8 protein-coding genes are annotated in these 17032 nt (G+C 69.8%); 6 read left to right on the top strand and 2 right to left on the bottom strand.

Annotated features, from left to right (window positions below):
* Positions 1-293 precede the first annotated feature (293 nt).
* Complete coding sequence (locus WME79_RS46300) at positions 294-1481, top strand: hypothetical protein (protein WP_437528632.1); 1188 nt, start codon at positions 294-296, stop codon at positions 1479-1481.
* Positions 1482-1689: 208 nt separating this feature from the next.
* Here the strand turns inward: WME79_RS46300 and WME79_RS46295 are convergent, their stop codons facing one another.
* Complete coding sequence (locus WME79_RS46295; protein ID WP_437528630.1) at positions 1690-2619, bottom strand: ketopantoate reductase family protein; 930 nt, start codon at positions 2617-2619, stop codon at positions 1690-1692.
* A 131-nt stretch (positions 2620-2750) separates the two neighbouring features.
* Here WME79_RS46295 and WME79_RS46290 point away from each other — a divergent pair, with 131 nt between their 5' ends.
* The 5 genes from WME79_RS46290 to WME79_RS46270 all read left to right on the top strand — a co-directional run bounded on the left by WME79_RS46290 (position 2751) and on the right by WME79_RS46270 (position 12912).
* On the top strand, positions 2751-5447 hold the full coding sequence (locus WME79_RS46290; RefSeq protein ID WP_437528628.1) for an ATP-binding protein: 2697 nt from the start codon (positions 2751-2753) through the stop codon (positions 5445-5447).
* 374 nt (positions 5448-5821) lie between these two features.
* Entirely contained in the window at positions 5822-8362 is a 2541-nt protein-coding gene (gene nirB, locus WME79_RS46285; protein ID WP_437528627.1) for a nitrite reductase large subunit NirB, read from the top strand.
* A gap of 37 nt (positions 8363-8399) precedes the next feature.
* Positions 8400-8798 (top strand): nitrite reductase small subunit NirD, encoded by a 399-nt coding sequence (gene nirD / locus WME79_RS46280; protein WP_437528625.1) that lies wholly within the window; start codon positions 8400-8402, stop codon positions 8796-8798.
* Positions 8799-8917: 119 nt separating this feature from the next.
* Complete coding sequence (locus WME79_RS46275) at positions 8918-10666, top strand: DmsC/YnfH family molybdoenzyme membrane anchor subunit (protein WP_437528623.1); 1749 nt, start codon at positions 8918-8920, stop codon at positions 10664-10666.
* Complete coding sequence (locus WME79_RS46270; RefSeq protein WP_437528621.1) at positions 10666-12912, top strand: molybdopterin oxidoreductase family protein; 2247 nt, start codon at positions 10666-10668, stop codon at positions 12910-12912. Before WME79_RS46275 ends, WME79_RS46270 begins: the two co-directional genes overlap by 1 nt.
* A gap of 48 nt (positions 12913-12960) precedes the next feature.
* On the opposite strand, the gene WME79_RS46265 is transcribed toward WME79_RS46270, so the two are convergent.
* On the bottom strand, positions 12961-16989 hold the full coding sequence (locus tag WME79_RS46265; RefSeq protein WP_437528619.1) for an amino acid adenylation domain-containing protein: 4029 nt from the start codon (positions 16987-16989) through the stop codon (positions 12961-12963).
* Positions 16990-17032: the final 43 nt, after the last annotated feature.

The raw sequence follows: 17032 nt of genomic DNA, 5'->3' as shown, positions 1-17032 counted from the left end.
GGCCGCTCACCGGCGCCGACCGGAGGGCCGTACGGTACGTGTCAAAAATCACGAAGTCCGCGTAGCGGTCTAGTCGGGTATCACCTGAAAAATAGACCATCAGTCGTCGCACTGACGTCCTGATGCCGGCCCCTGGAGCGCCATCCGCTCCCACGGGGGCTCTCCGCGGAGCGCGACATCGAGCGCTCCCCAGCCCGTCCGGTATGGCGGAGCCGCAGCGATTCCGTTACCGTCCCGAAATCACATGAAGGCGCGCCCGATGTGGGCAGGGCCTCCTGGCTCGGGAGACAGTAATGAAAGTGCAACGCATTTCGGCGATCCTGCTCACCTCGGTCGCCTTCTCTGCAGGCTTCATCGGTTGCGGCGACGACGATTCGGGCGGGGGCGCAGGCGGCGGCTCTTCCTCTTCGACGACGAGCTCGTCAACGGGGGGAGTCGCCCAGAGCAGCAGCGGGGGCGGGAGCAGGGCCGAGTTCCTCGGCGCTCGCTGCACGGCCGACGCCGACTGCGGGCCGGACGGCGTGTGCGCCCTGGAGTCGGAGGCGGACGCCGGTCCTGCGGGCGGGTACTGCACGATGGAGTGCGCCGACGACGGCGACTGCGAAGGCGAGGGCAGCGCCTGCCTCAATGGCATCTGTTACCTGGGCTGCGTCCTCGGAGAGCCCGAGATCACGGCCCTCGACGAGGAGCTCGACCCGCTCAAGTGCCACGGCCGCGACGAGCTGCGCTGTGAGGAGGTGGATGACGGCGTGACGGTCTGCATGCCGAACTGCGGCTCTGACTCCCAGTGCTCCGACTCCGGCCGCAGCTGCGATCCCAGGCAGAACGCGTGCGTCGACACGCCTCACGAGGGTCTGCCGATGGGGGCCGCGTGCGACCGCGACGCCGACGAGGATCCGTGCGCCGGACACTGCGTGGGCTTCCCCGGCGACGTCAGCGCATGCGCCGAGTTCTGCGGCTTCGGCGGCGATGTGTTCGAGTCCGACTGCGGCGGGTTCGAGAACGGTATCTGCCTCTACCAGTTCGCGGAGGTCGTCGGCGCCGGCGACTTCGGCGCCTGCACCAGGGCGTGCACGGCGCACGACGATTGCTTGTTGCCGGACGCGCGCTGCGAGGACTTCGGCCTCCCGAACAACGGCTTCTGCATCTTCGACAAGCTGCCGTGCGAGGACGACGGCGACTGCGATGATCCGGACGAGTGCGCCGAGACGCCTGATGGCTTCTTCTGCCTCGACCCGCTGTACCCGCTGAGCGGCGAGGGCACGGGCGGCGGCGGCGGCGCGGGCGGCGAGGGTGGCGGCGGCGGCGAGGGTGGCAGCGACGGCACGGGCGGCAGCGGCGGCGCGGGCAGCACCAGCAGCGCGTCCAGCAGCAGCAGCGCGTCCAGCACCAGCGCGTCCAGCACCAGCGGCGCTGGCGGCGCGGGCGGCAGCGGCGGCGCAGGTGGCAGCGGCGGCGCGGGCGGCAGCGGCGGCGCCTGATCGCTGAGTCTCAGGACAGGCACTCATCTCATCTCCTCTCGATCTCCAGGAGGTGAGATGAGCGCCCCGCGATCCACTCCCCTTCTTCGAAGCACCCGAGACACCGCCGTGGCGGTCGCGACGACGCGTTTCCCAGGGCTCCCACGCGCCCAGGGAGCGGCGCGCGCGGCCGTCGCCATCCCCTCTCCGTCGCGAGCGCGAGGCCTGTCTATCGGCCCGCAGAGGGCGCGTTCGCCCGCGGCGACAGGCCGCGGACGAGGGTCGCGAGCGTGTGCAGCACCGGGGTGTCGACCCCGGCCCGGCGCGCGCGCTCGACCACCGCGCCCTGGAGGATATCGACCTCCGTCGCGCGGCCGGCCCGTACGTCCTGCAGCATCGAGGGCTCGGTGAGCGGGAACTCGGAGCGCGTGAGGGCGAGCATCGCGTCCGCGGTCGCCTCGGAGATCTCCGCCCCTTCCGCCCGCGCGACCGCGATCACCTCGAGCATCGCCGCCCGGGTCAGGTCCTCCATCCGCTCCGCGACCACGCCGGCGCGCTGGCCGGTCAGCGCGCAGATCGCATTGAAGGGGGCGTTCCAGACCATCTTCTCCCAGAGCATCGCGCGGTGGTCCGCCCCGCGGCGGACCGGGATGCCCGCGCGCTCGAGCAGCGCGGCGGTCGCCTCGACCCGCGCCTCCTGCCCGGGCCGGTAGGGCGCGAGCCCGGCGCGCGTCGGCGCGAGCGTCTCGATCTCGCCAGGCCCGGCGACGCCCGAGGACATGTAGGCGATCGCGGCGATCACCCGCGGCGCGCCGACGTCGCGCGCGACCACGTCCTCGGAGTCGAGCCCGTTCAGGAGGGGCGCGGCGAGGCCGTCCGCGGCGAGCAGCCCGGGGAGCTTCGCGCTCACCGCGGCGAGCGACGGCGATTTCACGGCGATGAGCGCGAGATCGAACGGCCCGCGCGCCCCGTCGAGCTCGACAACACGGAGCGGGGGAGTGCGCAGCTCGCCAGACGGCGTGCGGACGATGAGCCCGCGGGACCGCATCACCTCGGCGTGCGCGCCCCGCGCGACGAAGGTGACGTCTTCCCCAGCGAGCGTGAGCCGCGCCCCGAAATAGCCGCCCACCGCGCCCGCGCCGACAACGAGGATCCGCATCGGCGGCGACCATAGCACGCTCGAGCAGGACCGCAGCGGACCGACGAGTGGCGACCTGCGACGATTGCGGATATGCCTACGCCGACATGCGTAGGCCGGAAGCCCCCGCCACGGCGCACGAGAGCGGCCTCATGAGCGCAGGCGAGCCGAGCGTGACGATGGAAGCCGAGCAGCTCCAGCGCTTGCTGGACGCCCTGCCGGCGCTCATCTCGTATATCGGCAGCGACGAGCGCTACGGCATCGTCAACCGGGCCTACGAGCGCTGGTTCGGCGAAGACAGCGGCTCCATCGTCGGCCGGCAGGTGCGCGAGGTGATCGGCGACGCCGCCTACGCCGCCGTGAAGCCGCACATCGCCGCGGTGCTCGCCGGACGGCCGCAAGACTTCGAGTCTCGGCTCACCTACCGGAAGGGCGGCCGGCGCCACGTGCGCATCCAGTACATTCCCCACGTCGGCGCGAGCGGCGACGTGCGCGGCTTCTTCACGCTCGTCGCGGACGTCAGCGAGCAGAAGCGCGCCGAGGACGCGCGGCGCTTCCTGGCCGACGCGTCGGCCACGCTCGATCCGGCGCAGGGCCGCGACGCGGGCTTCCGGCGCGTCGCGGCCCTCGCGGTCACCTCGGTGGCCGATCTGTGCGCCGTCCACACGCTCGAAGCAGACGGCTCCGTCCACGCGCAGGTCGTCGCGCACGCCGATCCGGCCAAGGCGGAGCTCGCCGCCCGGCTGGCTCGGCGCAGCCGCCCCCTGCCGGAGCCTGGGACGCCGCCATCGCCGTTGCTCGAGGTGCTCCACGGCGGCCACGGCCGGCTCCTCCCCGACCTCGCCGGCCACGCGCTGGCCGGCGCGGACCACCTCGCCGCCCTGCGCGAGCTCGGCTGCCGCTCCGCGGTGATCGTGCCCATCCGCGGCGACGGGTGCGTCCTCGCGGCGCTCACGCTCGCGTCCGCAGAGCAGGATCGCACCTACGGCGCCGCCGATCTCGCCTTCGCCGAGGAGCTCTCGCAGCGCATCGAGGTCGCCTTGCAGCGCGTGCGCCTCTACGACATCGCCCGCGACGCCGAGTCCGAAGCGCGGCGGCGCTTCCTGGCCGAGCAGGAGGCGCGCCGGGCCGCCGAGCGCGCGGCGCAGCGCATGGCCGGCCTCCAGCGGCTCACGGCGGCGCTCGCCGACGCGCTCACCAGCGAGGCCGTGGCGCAGGTCGTCATCGACGTCGGCGTCGCCGCCGCGGGCGCGTACGGCGGGGCCATCGTCGTGACGGCGGGCGACGACCTCGAGTGCCTCAAGGCGGCCGGCTACGAGCGTGACACCATCGAGCGCTTCCGGCAGATGCCCCGCGACGCCTCCCTCCCGCTCACCGACGCGCTGCGGACCGGCGCGCCCGTCTGGCTGCGCTCGCGCGAGGAGTGCTCCGCCCGCTACCCGCACATCGTGAGCACCGCGCTGTCCGCCGCGACCGGGTCGCTCTGCTGTCTCCCGCTCGTGGTCCAGGAGCGGCCCATCGGCGTGCTCGGGCTGAGCTTCGCGGAGCCGCGCCCGTTCGACCGGGAAGAGCAGGAGTTCCTGGTCGCGGTGTCGCGCCAGTGCGCGCAGGCCATGGAGCGCGCCCGCCTGCACGAGGAGCGCGCCGCCATCGTCGAGCGCGAGCGGCGCGTCGGCCTCGAGAACGCCCGGCTCTACCGCGAAGCCCACGAGGCGGACCGGCGCAAGGACGAGTTCATCGCGATGCTGTCGCACGAGCTCCGCAACCCGCTGGCGCCCATCACCACCGGCCTCGAGCTCCTGCAAATGAGCGCCCAAATGAGCACCGGCGAGCGCGCGGATCGCGACGACCGGCAGATCCTGGCGACCCTCGAGCGCCAGGTGAAGACGATCGTCCGGCTCGTCGACGATCTCCTCGACGTCTCCAGGATCACGCGCGGCAAGATCGACCTGAAGCGGGAGCGGCTCGACGTCGCCTCGGTCGTCGAGACCGCGGTCGAGTCAGTCCGCCCGCTGCTCGTTCAGCGCAGGCACGATCTCGTCCTGTCGGTGGATCCCGGCGTCTTCGTGCACGGCGACCGCGTCCGGCTCGAGCAGATCGTCGTCAACCTGCTCAACAACGCGATCAAGTACACGAACCCTGGCGGCCGCGTCTCGCTCGCCTGCGCCGCGATCGCCGGCGACGCGCGGATCCGGGTGACCGACACCGGCGTCGGCATCTCCGCCGAGCTGCTCCCGCGCGTCTTCGAGCCGTTCATGCAGGCCCGGCGCACGCTGGACCGCTCCCAGGGCGGCCTCGGGATCGGGCTCACGCTGGTCAAGCGGCTCGCCGAGCTGCACGGCGGCCGCGTCGAAGCGCTGAGCGGGGGCCCCGGCGAGGGGACGGCCATCAGCGTCTGGCTCCCGCTCGCGAGCGCGCCGAGCTCGCCCGCCGAAGCCCCGCCAGCGCCCGACGCCGCCCCTCCGCGCCCCAGGACGCGCGCCCTCCACGTCCTCGTCGTCGACGACAACGTCGACGCCGCCGAGGGCCTCCGGCGCGTCCTCCAGCTCCACGGCCACGCCGTCTCGATGGCCCACGACGGCCCGGCGGCGCTCGAGGCCGCGCGCGCGTCGAAGCCCGATCTCGTCCTGCTCGACATCGGCCTGCCCGGGATGGACGGCTACGAGGTCGTCCGGCGCCTGCGCGCCGAGCCCGAGCTCACGCGCTCCTACATCGCCGCTCTGTCCGGTTACGGGCAAGACCAGGACCGCCGCCGCTCGCGCGAAGCCGGCTTCGACGCGCACCTCACCAAGCCGGTCGCGACGGAGCAGCTCCTGTCCCTGCTCGCCGAAGCCGCCCCACGAGGCTGATCGGCCCGCGCTCCATTTCAGAAGTGCAATGCAGCCGCGCTGGGCCGCGATACATCCCTGAAACAGGCTCTTCCAGTTCTGAATGTTGCGCCCATTTCCTTTCATCGGCGCTGTTGCGTCCAGGCTCCTTCGGGGCCTTGTTCCGCCCGTCAATGACCGCGAAACATGCATGAAACAGACGTGGCAGACGTGACAGAGCCCATTGTGCAAGAGGCCTGGCGCGCCGTCGGGCCGACAATTTATTCCTGCGAAACAGTTGCGAAACAGAGCCCACAGTACACAGTTTTTGGTCCGGGATTGTGGCTGACGCCTCGTTCGGACGGCAGTGCGGCAGTGACGGTGAGAAGGACTCACCGGGTCCAAAGGTGGGTTTCATGAGCAAGAAGAAGGACCTCCTCGTCATCGGCAACGGCATGGTCGGGCACAAGTTCATCGAGAACATGGTGCTCGGTGGCTTCCTCCGCGAGTGGAACATCACGACCTTCTGCGAGGAGCCGCGGCTCGCCTACGACCGGGTGAACCTCTCTGCCTTCTTCAACGGCAAATCAGCCGAGGATCTGTCGATGGTCAAGCCCGGCCTCTACGAGGAGGCGGGCATTCAGGTCCATCTCAACGACAAGGCCGTCTCGATCGATCGGCGGAAGAAGGCGGTGACGTCGGCGAAGGGGAAGACGGTCTATTACGACAAGCTCATCCTCGCCACCGGCTCGTATCCGTTCGTCCCGCCGATCAAGGGCAAAGACACGAAGGGCTGCTTCGTCTACCGCACGATCGACGACCTCGAGGCCATGGACGCCTACGCCAAGGTCGCGAAGGTCGGCACGGTCGTCGGCGGCGGCCTGCTCGGGCTGGAGGCGGCCAACGCGCTCAAGAACATGGGCCTCCAGGTCCACGTCGTGGAGTTCGCGCCGCGCCTGATGGCCCTCCAGGTCGACGACGCCGGCGGCGCGATCCTCCGGGCGAAGATCGAGTCGCTCGGCGTGAGCGTGCACACGAGCAAGTCGACGACGGAGATCGTCGGGGAGCACGGCCGCGTGGCGAAGATGGTCTTCGCCGACCAGAGCGAGCTCTCGACCGACATGATCGTCTTCTCGGCCGGCATCCGCCCGAGGGACGAGCTCGCGAGGGCGTGCGATCTCGCGCTCGGGAACCGCGGCGGCATCGCCATCAACGAGCGCTGTCAGACGTCGGATCCGGACATCTACGCGATCGGCGAGTGCGCGAGCTATAACAGCCAGCTCTACGGCCTGGTGGCGCCCGGCTACCACATGGCCAAGGTCGCGGCCGACGCCATCACCGGCGGGAAGGAGACCTTCAGCGGCTTCGACATGAGCACGAAGCTCAAGCTGATGGGCGTGGACGTCGCGAGCTTCGGCGACGCGTTCGCGACCCAGCAGGGCGCGCGCGTGCTCAGCTTCATGAACGCGACGTCGAACGTCTACAAGAAGCTCGTCGTCAGCTCGGACGGCAAGCTCCTCCTCGGCGGCATCCTGGTCGGCGACGCCGCGAACTACGGTCAGCTGCTCCAGCTCGTGCAGAACAAGATCGTCCTCCCGCCGAACCCGGAGGATCTCATCGTCACGGCGCGGGACGGCGCGAAGCCGGCGGGCCTCGGCGTCGACGCGCTGCCCGACACCGCCATGATCTGCTCGTGCCTGAACGTCACGAAGAAGGCCATCTGCTCGGCGATCTGCGACGACAAGCACGTCACGGTCGCCGGCATCAAGGCGCACACCAAGGCCGGCACCGGCTGCGGCTCGTGCACGACGCTGATCACCGACATCCTGAAGAAGGAGCTCAAGAAGGCCGGCGTCGCGGTCAACAACTACATCTGCGAGCACTTCAACCACTCGCGTCAGGATCTCTATCACCTCGTCCGGATCCACCAGATCAAGACCTTCGACGACCTGCTCGCCCGCCACGGCCAGGGCAAGGGGTGTGAGATCTGCAAGCCCGCGGTGGCGTCGATCCTCGCGTCGACGTGGAACGAGCACATCCTGGGCAAGAAGCACCTCCCGCTGCAGGACACGAACGATCGATACCTCGCCAACGTCCAGCGGGACGGGACCTACTCGGTGGTCCCGCGCGTGGCGGGCGGCGAGATCACGCCGGATCAGCTCATCGCCCTCGGTGTGGTCGCGAAGAAGTACAACCTGTACTCGAAGATCACCGGCGGCCAGCGCGTGGACCTGTTCGGCGCGCGGCTGGAGCAGCTGCCCGACATCTGGCGCGAGCTCATCGCCGCCGGCTTCGAGTCGGGGCACGCGTACGGCAAGGCGCTGCGCACCGTGAAGTCGTGCGTCGGCAGCACCTGGTGCCGGTACGGCGTGCAGGACTCGGTGGGCTTCGCGGTCGCGGTCGAGAACCGCTACAAGGGGCTGCGCAGCCCCCACAAGCTGAAGTCCGCGGTGTCCGGCTGCGCGCGCGAGTGCGCCGAGGCGCAGGGCAAGGACTTCGGCATCATCGCGACGGAGAAGGGCTACAACCTCTACCTCTGCGGCAACGGCGGGATGAAGCCGCAGCACGCCCAGCTCTTCGCCTCGGACCTCGACGAGGCGACGCTCATCAAGTACCTCGACCGGTTCCTGATGTTCTACATCCGCACGGCGGACCGGCTCCAGCGAACGTCGGTGTGGTTCAACAACCTCGAGGGCGGCATGGATTACCTCCGCCAGGTCATCATCGACGACTCGCTCGGGATCTGCGAGGAGCTGGAGAAGGAGATGGCCCACCTCATCGCCACCTACGAGTGCGAGTGGAAGGCCGCGATCAACGATCCCGAGAAGCTCAAGCAGTTCCGCCAGTTCGTGAACGTCGGCGAGCCCGACCGGAGCATCGTGTTCGTCAGCGAGCGCGCGCAGCACCGCCCCGCGGCGTGGCAGGAGAAGTCGAACGTCGTCGAGGAGATGATCTGACAGCAGGGCCGAGGGGCCTTGTCTGAGGGAAACCGTCATGAGCGAGCTGCACACTTCGGAAGCGCCTCGGAGCGAGACCATGACCCAGGGTTGGATCGACGTTTGCGCGGTAGAGGACATCATCCCGAACACGGGGGTCTGCGCGCTCGTCGGGAAGCGCCAGATCGCGCTGGTCCGGGTCGGCGAGGGCGAGGAGGTCTACGCCGTCAGCAACTTCGACCCGTTCAGCAAGGCGTTCGTCCTCTCCCGCGGCATCGTCGGGGACAAGGGGGGCGTCCCCAAGATCGCCTCGCCGATCTACAAGCAGAACTTCGATCTGCGGTCGGGTCAGTGCCTGGACGACCCGGCCGTGAGCATCCCCGTGTATCCCATCCGGGTCCGGGCCGGGCGTGTCGAGATCCAGGCCGCGGCGGAGCCGCTCGCGGCGGCGAGCTGACGGGATGACCTGGCGAGCCAGCGCCAGGCGCTTCCTTGCGGCGGACGCGCCGCCGTTCGCGGTGTCTCTCTTGGAGTTCTCGGGGCTGGGCTTCCGCGCCGGGTAGACAGGGAATTTCGATGAGCGTTGCTAAGGTCTCGGACACTCACTTTCGCTTACCCATCGTCAACTCGGCGCCGAAGGTCCATGACCACAACAAGAGCCTGCTGGACTCGCTCCTGGCCGACCAGCAGAAGCTCACGGCGGTCGAGAAGTTCTCCAAGATGCACGAGGAGCACGCGCTCCCGGCGCAGTCCAAGTACTACCGCGACCTGATCCCGCTCGAGAAGCCGAAGCCTGGGCAGCAGTACGGCTTCGAGGTCGACCTCGACGCCTGCACGGCCTGCAAGGCGTGCGTCACCGCCTGCCACAGCCTGAACGGCCTCGACGACAACGAGGTGTGGCGCTCCGTCGGGCTCCTCCACGGCGGCACGCCCCAGACGCCGGCGCAGCAGAGCGTGACGACGGCGTGCCACCACTGCCTGGACCCGGCGTGCATGACGGGGTGCCCGGTCAAGGCCTACGAGAAGGACCCGATCACCGGCATCGTCAAGCACCTCGATGACCAGTGCATCGGCTGCCAGTACTGCATCCTGATGTGCCCCTACGACGCTCCGAAGTTCAACGCGGAGCGGGGGATCGTGCGCAAGTGCGACATGTGCAGCGATCGGCTGGCCAACGACGAGGCCCCGGCGTGCGTGCAGTCATGCCCCAACGGCGCCATCCGGATCACGATGGTCGACCAGCAGCAGGCCGTGCAAGAGAGCCAGACGAGCCTCTTCTTGCCGGGGGCGGCGGCGCCGGAGATCACGATCCCGACGACGACCTACAAGACGCAGAAGTCGCTCCCGCGCAACATGCTCCCCGCGGACTTCTACCAGGTGAGCCGGGAGCACTCCCACCCTCCGCTCGTCGCGATGCTGGTGCTGACGCAGCTCTCGGTGGGCGCGTTCTGCGTGAACCTGGCCCTCAACGAGATCCTCGGCGCGCAGGCGACGCGGGATTTCGGCGGGCACAGCGCCACGTTCGCGCTCGTCTTCGGGATCGCCGCGCTGAAGGCGAGCCTCTTTCACCTTGGCCGGCCGCAGTTCGCGTTCCGGGCCTTCCTGGGGCTCAAGACGTCGTGGCTCAGCCGGGAGATCCTGGGGTTCTCGCTCTTCGCCGGCGCCGCGACGCTGTACGCGGCGTCCTTCTGGTTGCCTGCGCTTCCGTCGATCTCCGCGCTCCCGGTGCTCTCGGCGCTGCCCCCGATCGAGCACCTGCAGGCGCCGCTCTCCTATGCGGTCGCGCTGAGCGGGATCCTCGGGGTCTTCTGCTCCGTGATGGTGTACGCCGCGACGCAGCGGGAGCACTGGCGCGGGGCCCTGACGGGCTTCAAGTTCGCGACCACGGCGGCCATCCTCGGGAGCTCGACGGTCCTGATGATCGGCCTGCTCCTGAGCGCCGAGCACGCGGCGCTGCTCCTGACCCGAGGCTTCCGCGGGCTGAGCGCGTTCCTGTGCGTGACGACGGCGCTCAAGCTGCTCGTGGAGCTCTCGATGTTCCGGCACCTCCGGAAGCGGAGCCACTCGACGCTCAAGCGGAGCGCGATCCTGATGACGGGGGAGCTGAAGGGCGCGACGGGCTGGCGCTTCGCTTGCGGGGCGCTCGGCGGGATCGTCCTGCCGGCGCTCAGCCTCTTCTCGGCGCCGAACAGCGGCGTGAGCTCTGAAGTTCTGATGGCGATGGCGGTCGTGGCGTTCCTGTTCTGCCTCGCGGGCGAGTTCCTCGAGCGGTACCTCTTCTTCGCAGCGGCGCCCGCCTCCAAGATGCCCGGAGGGCTCTCCTGATGTCGACCAGCGATGCAAGCGATGCGAAGAAGACGTCTCCGGCGCCCAAGCAGGCGGACAACCTCCTCTTGCAGCGCAACGGGCCGCTGACGCGCGAGCTGCTCCTCACGCCCGGCGAGTTCGGCCTCGGGAGGGTGCCTGCGCGGCTCAAGCCCGACCAGACGACGACGGTCGTGTGCGGGTTCTGCTCGACCGGGTGCGGGCTGAACGTGCACCTCAAGGACGGAGAGGCGATCAACCTCTCGCCGAACACCGACTATCCCGTGAACCTCGGGATGGCGTGCCCGAAGGGCTGGGAGGCGCTCACGCCGCTCCGCGCGACCGATCGCGCCACCGCGCCGCTCCTCAGGAACGCGCGCGGGAAGCTGGAGCGCGTGGAGTGGGACGTCGCGCTCCGCACGTTCGTCGATCGGTTCAAGGCGATCCAGGACGCGCACGGCAAGGAGTCGGTCGCCTTCATCAGCACCGGGCAGATCGTCACCGAGGAGATGGCCTTCCTCGGGGCGCTCGCGAAGTTCGGGATGGGCATGCTGCACGGGGACGGCAACACCCGGCAATGCATGGCGACGTCGGTGGTCGCGTACAAGGAGGCGTTCGGGTTCGACGCGCCGCCCTACACGTACCGCGATTTCGAGGAGTCCGACGTCGTGGTGCTCGTCGGCTCGAACCTCTGCATCGCCCACCCGATCATGTGGGAGCGGCTCTGCAAGAACAAGAACCGCCCCGAGATCCTCGTCGTGGATCCGCGCAAGACCGAGACGGCGATGGCCGCGACGGCGCACTACGCGCTCAATCCGAAGTCGGATCTGACGCTGTTCTACGGCATCGCCCACATCCTCATCCAGCGCGGGTGGATCGACCCGGGGTACATCGAGGCGCACACGGTCGATTTCGAGGCGTTCAAGGCGCACGTCGAGGACTTCACGCCGGCGCGGGTCTCCGAGGCGACGGGGCTCACCGAGGCGCAGCTCGCGTCGTTCGCGGAGAAGATCCACAACGGGAAGCGGGTGTCGTTCTGGTGGACCATGGGCGTCAACCAGAGCCACGAGGGCGTGCGGGTCGCGCAGTCGCTCATCAACCTGGCGCTGATGACGGGGAACATCGGCCGTCCCGGCACCGGGGCGAACTCCATCACGGGCCAGTGCAACGCGATGGGCTCGCGGATGTTCAGCAACACGACGGCCCTGTTCGCCGGCCACGACTTCACGAAGGAGGAGCACCGGAAGAAGATCGCCGGGATCCTCGGCATTCCGGAGGAGATCATCCCGACCCGGAACAGCCTGGCCTACGACCAGATCATCGAAGGCATCTTGAAGGGGAAGATCAAGGGCCTCTGGATCATCGCGACGAACCCGGCCCACTCCTGGATCAACCAGGAGGATCTGCACGAGCTGCTCGGCCGCCTGGAGTTCCTCGTGGTGCAGGACATGTACGCGACGACGGAGACGGCGGAGCGCGCCCACCTCGTCCTCCCGGCGGCCTCGTGGGCCGAGAAGGACGGCACGTTCATCAACTCGGAGCGGCGCATCGGCCTCGTCAAGAAGGTCGCGCGGGCCCCGGGCCAGGCGCTGGCGGACTTTCACATCTTCCAGCTGGTCGCCCAGTACTGGGGCTGCGGCGAGCTGTTCAAGGAGTGGAAGAGCCCGGAGGCGGTCTTCCAGATCATGAAGCGGCTCTCGAAGGGGCAGCCGTGCGACATCACGGGCATCGAGGGCTACACGATGCTCGACGAGCGCGGCGGCATCCAGTGGCCCTACCCCGAGGGGGCTGCCTTCGAGACGAACGAGCGTCGGCTGTTCGAGGACGGCCAGTACTACCGCCCGGATCAGAAGGCGAAGTTCACCTTCCAGGCGCCCCGCCAGCTGCCGGAGCCGACCGACGAGCAGTATCCGTTCACGCTGCTCACGGGGCGAGGGAGCTCCAGCCAGTGGCACACGCAGACGCGGACCAAGAAGTCGGCGGTGCTGCAGCGGCTTTATCCGAAGGAGATCTACGTCGAGCTGAGCCCGGTCGACGCGAAGAAGATCGGTATCGAGATGAACGAGTGGGTGGTCATCGCGTCCCGCCGCGCCGAGATCAAGGCGCGGGCGTTCGTCACGAACTCGGTGAAGCCCGGGGAGATCTTCGTGCCGATGCACTACGAGATCACGAACAAGCTGACGTTCCCGGCCTTCGACCAGTACTCCCGGCAGCCGTCGTACAAGGCCTGCGCGGTGAAGGTGCGGCGGGAAGAGGATCGCGGGTAGCCGGCCACGGCCTCCGCGAGGGGCGCGTGGCGCGCGTGGGACGCGCGCTCAGCCGTGCGCCCCCCGCCGCGAGCGCGCGGCGTCTTGCCACCGGAGCGGGTTGCGGGCCCTCGGCGCGGCCAGGCGCACGCCGCTCGCGGCCGCCGCCGGGGCGCGCAGGTGCCCGCTGCGCAGGTAGTAGGCCAGGAGCGTGTCCAGCAGCCGGGCGTTCATGGGGGGACACGCGATCGCCGTGCCGGCCAGCCCCTCGATCGCGTTCTGGCAGTCGAAGGCGGGCATCTGCGCGTACAGCTCCCATCGGGTCAGCTCCCCGTGGACCTTCTCGGTCAGCATCGGCAGGAGCGGAAGGAACGGGCTGTCGCTCGATCGCCGTACCCGCGCCAGCAGCTGCTCGCACCATTGCGCGTAAGGCAGCCGCACCAGCGGATAGCCGCGAGAGACGAGCAGATCGAAGAAGCCGTTCAGATCGAGCCGATGAGGCGGCGGGGGCACCAGGTGGAACGCCTTCCCCAGCGAGCCCGGCCGGCCCGACAGGCGCACGATCGCCCGGCTGACGTAATCGACCGTCACGAGCTCCTTGCTCTGCGCGGGGAGGTCGGGGGCGCAGCGCATCTCGACGCAGCCTTTGATCATCCTGCTCACGAAGTCGGTCACGTTGGCGGCGCCCGTCTGGCTGTGACCCAGGATGGACCCGGGGCGGAAGACGGTGACGGGCACCCCGCGCGAGCGCGCGATCCACACGAGCTTCTCGGCGACCCACTTGCTCTGGGAATAACCCATGTCCGTGTGGAGGTGGTCCACCCAGCGATCGAGATCGTCGCTCTCCCGCACGGTCTGGGCGCCTGTGAAATGGCCGATCTGGCCGATCACCCCGATCGTCGAGACGTGATGCACGGGCTTCGTCCGGCCCAGGCAAGCGAGCCGCAAGATCTCCTGTGTCCCCAGCACGTTCGCCGCCTTGTGGGACGCGTACGGCTTGATGTAATTGACCTCGGCGCCGGCGTGGTAGATCGCGTCGATGCGCTGCGCGAGCGCCTCGAAGCAAGCCGGGGTGAGCCCGAGCAGCGGCTCCCTCAGGTCGCCAGGCACGGCGACGATCCTCGCGCTCACCGCGGGATCCCAGAGCGAATAGGCCTCCAGGCTCCGCCGGAGCCTCGCCAGGCCTGCTGCAGCGTCGGGAGCGCGGACGAGGCAATGGACCGTGGCGCGCGTCTGCGTGAGGAGGTCGCGCAGGAGAAAGGCGCCCAGGAACCCCGTGGCGCCGGTGAGGAAGACGTGGCGAGGCGGAGCGCTCGTGTCGACGAACGAGCCGCAAGGGCGGATGTCGGGGGCGAGGGCGGCCTCCGCGCGGAGGTCGATCGCGCCCATCGACGCTGCGGTCCCGCGCGCCTTCCAGCGCCGCGCCTCCTCGACGGCGCGGGCGAGCCCGGCCAGGGTGGGCGACTCGAACAGCCGGCGCGCGGGCACGTCGACCTGGAAGACCATCCGCACCTGGAGGAGCACCTGCGCCGCCAGCAGGGAGTTTCCGCCGAGCTCGAAGAAGTCATCGTCGACCTCCGGGCGATCGGTGTGGAGGACGGACGCCCAGATCTCGGCCACCCGGCGCTCGATCGGAGAGCGGGTGCTCTCCGGCGCTCCGGTGTGCATCCGGCCGACGTCGGGCGGCGGCAGCGTCTTGCGATCGACCTTCCCTGTCGCGGCGAGCGGCAGCGATGGCAGCACGACGAACGCGGCCGGGATCATGTAGTCGGGCAGCTTCTCCTGCAGAGACCGGCGCAGGCTCCTCGACAGGTCGCGGGACGCGGGGCCGCTGCTCGCGGGGCCGCTGCTGTCCACGCCGGCCTCCGCTCCCTCCGACCGATCCCCGCACGGGGGGCGCGACGGAGGGCCGCCCGGGCCGAAGTCCGAGACGACGTAGGCCACGAGGCGCATGTCGCCGGGCGCGTGCTCGTGGAGCACGACAACGGCCTCGCGCACGGAGGGGCACGCGCACAGCGCCGCCTCGATTTCCCCGAGCTCGACGCGGAAGCCACGGATCTTCACCTGGCAGTCGATCCGCCCCAGGAAATCGAGCGACCCATCGGCCAGATAACGGACCTGATCGCCCGTCTTGTACAGGCGCTCTCCCGGCTCCTCGGGCAAGGGGTTCTGGACGAACGCCGCGGCGGTCAGATCGGGTCGGTTCAGGTAGCCTCGCGCCAGCCCGTCGCCGGCGACGTAGAGCTCGCCGGGGACGCCCACCGGCACCGGCTGGAGCCGGCGGTCCAGGACATAGGCGCGCGTGTTCGAGATGGGCCGCCCGATCGGCACGCGGGAGGCGCCCTCCGGGACCGCGCGCACCAGGTGAGCCATGGAGAACGTCGTGTTCTCGGTCGGACCGTAGCCGTTCACGAGGTGCTTCGGGGCGCCTTTCAGGAGCACCTCTCTGGACAGCGTCGGATTGAGCACGTCGCCGCCGACAACGAGGTAGGAGAGCCCCTGAAAGGCGTCCGGGCTCACACGCGCGAGGTGGTGGAAGAGCGCCGTGGTCAGGAACAGGACGGTGATGCCTTCGCGGCGGAGGAGCGCAGGCATCGCCTCCGGCGACAGCAGCGTCTCGTGAGACACGATGACGAGGCATGCGCCGTTGAGCAGCGCGCCCCAGATCTCGAACGTCGACGCGTCGAAGGAGAGGCTGGAGGCGTGCGCGACGCGATCCGATGGCGCGAACGCGACATAGCCGGTGTCCCGTACGAGGCGGACGACCCCTCGGTGCGGGACGGCCACGCCCTTGGGCCGGCCGGTCGAGCCCGAGGTGAACATCACATAAGCAAGATCGGTCGCGGCAGCAGGGATGGCCGGGTTTCTGTCGTCGCCTGGCGCGCCGTGGTCCTCGTCGAGGCACATGACGTCCCCGCGGAGGTCGAGCCGCGTCACCAGCGCTCGCTGCCCGAGCACGAGGCTCACCGCCGCGTCCTCGAGCATGAAGCGCAGCCGCTCGTCTGGATAGCTCGGATCGAGAGGCACGTAGGCGCCGCCGGCCTTGAGGACGCCGAGCAGGGCGACGAGCGCGCTCGACGAGCGCTCGACGAGGACGGCCACGCGCAGGTCAGGGCCGGCGCAGCGCGCGGAGATCCGATGAGCGAGCCGGTTGGCGCGGCGGTTCAGCTCACGGTAGGTGAGCGCCTTACCGCCCTCGATGACAGCGATGGCGTCGGGCGTCCGCGCGACCTGCTCCTCGAAGAGCTCATGAACACACGCGTCGCGCGGATAGGCGGTCCGCGTCGCGTTCCAGACGACGGTCATCCGGCGCCGCTCCTCCGGCGTGAGCAGCGGAATCTCGGCGATCGGCCGCTCGGCGTCCTCCGCGACGCCCGCGAGCAGGAGGCCGAGGTGGTCCAGCATCCGCTCGATGGTCCCGGGATCGAACACGTCGGTGCTGTACGTCATCGTCGCGACGAGCCCTCGCTCCAACGCGGTGACGGACAGCGACAGATCGACCAGCGTGGCCGGGCGGGCGCGCGAGCGCCGCGCCGCTGTCGCCGCGCTGATCGCCGTGCTGCGCAGGACCTCCCCGGGTCGCACGAGCTCGAAGGTGGTCTGGAACGTCGGGGGATCGCTTGTCTCCTCCGCCGCCCCGAGCCCCGCGAGCGGTTGGTCCAGAGGCACGTGGCCGCGAGCCTCGGCCGAGGCGATCTGCGCGGCGATCTGCGCGAGGAGGTCACGAAAGCTGAGCTCCTCGTCGATGCGGGCATGCAGGACGAGCGGATGGCGAGGCTCTGGCGCGGCCCGCAAGCTCCACCGGCCGCCGCGGCGAGGCCAGGGCGTCCCGATCAGGATCTCGCTCTGAACGGTATGGCGGTAGAGCAGCGCTGCATAAGCAGAGAGCAGGGTGACGAAGAGCGTCGCGCCCGAGCCCCGGCGCACGCGGTCGAGCTCCAGGGCGAGCCGAGGCGGCAGCTCTCGCGACGCCGACGCGCGACCTCGCGAAGGCGCGGGCGGGCGTGGGCGATCGGTCGCGAGATCGAGCGCGGGAAGCTCGCGCTGGAGCTCTCCTGGTGCATGGGACAGACGAGCCTGTGTCGCGTGAGCGCGCATGATCGAACCTCCCTGTTGAACTGCAGAGGACGATGCGTGGGAG

It is taken from the genome of Sorangium sp. So ce726, assembly GCF_051521405.1.
Lineage (GTDB): Bacteria > Myxococcota_A > Polyangia > Polyangiales > Polyangiaceae > Sorangium.
This window is presented reverse-complemented; position numbering and strand designations above follow the sequence as displayed.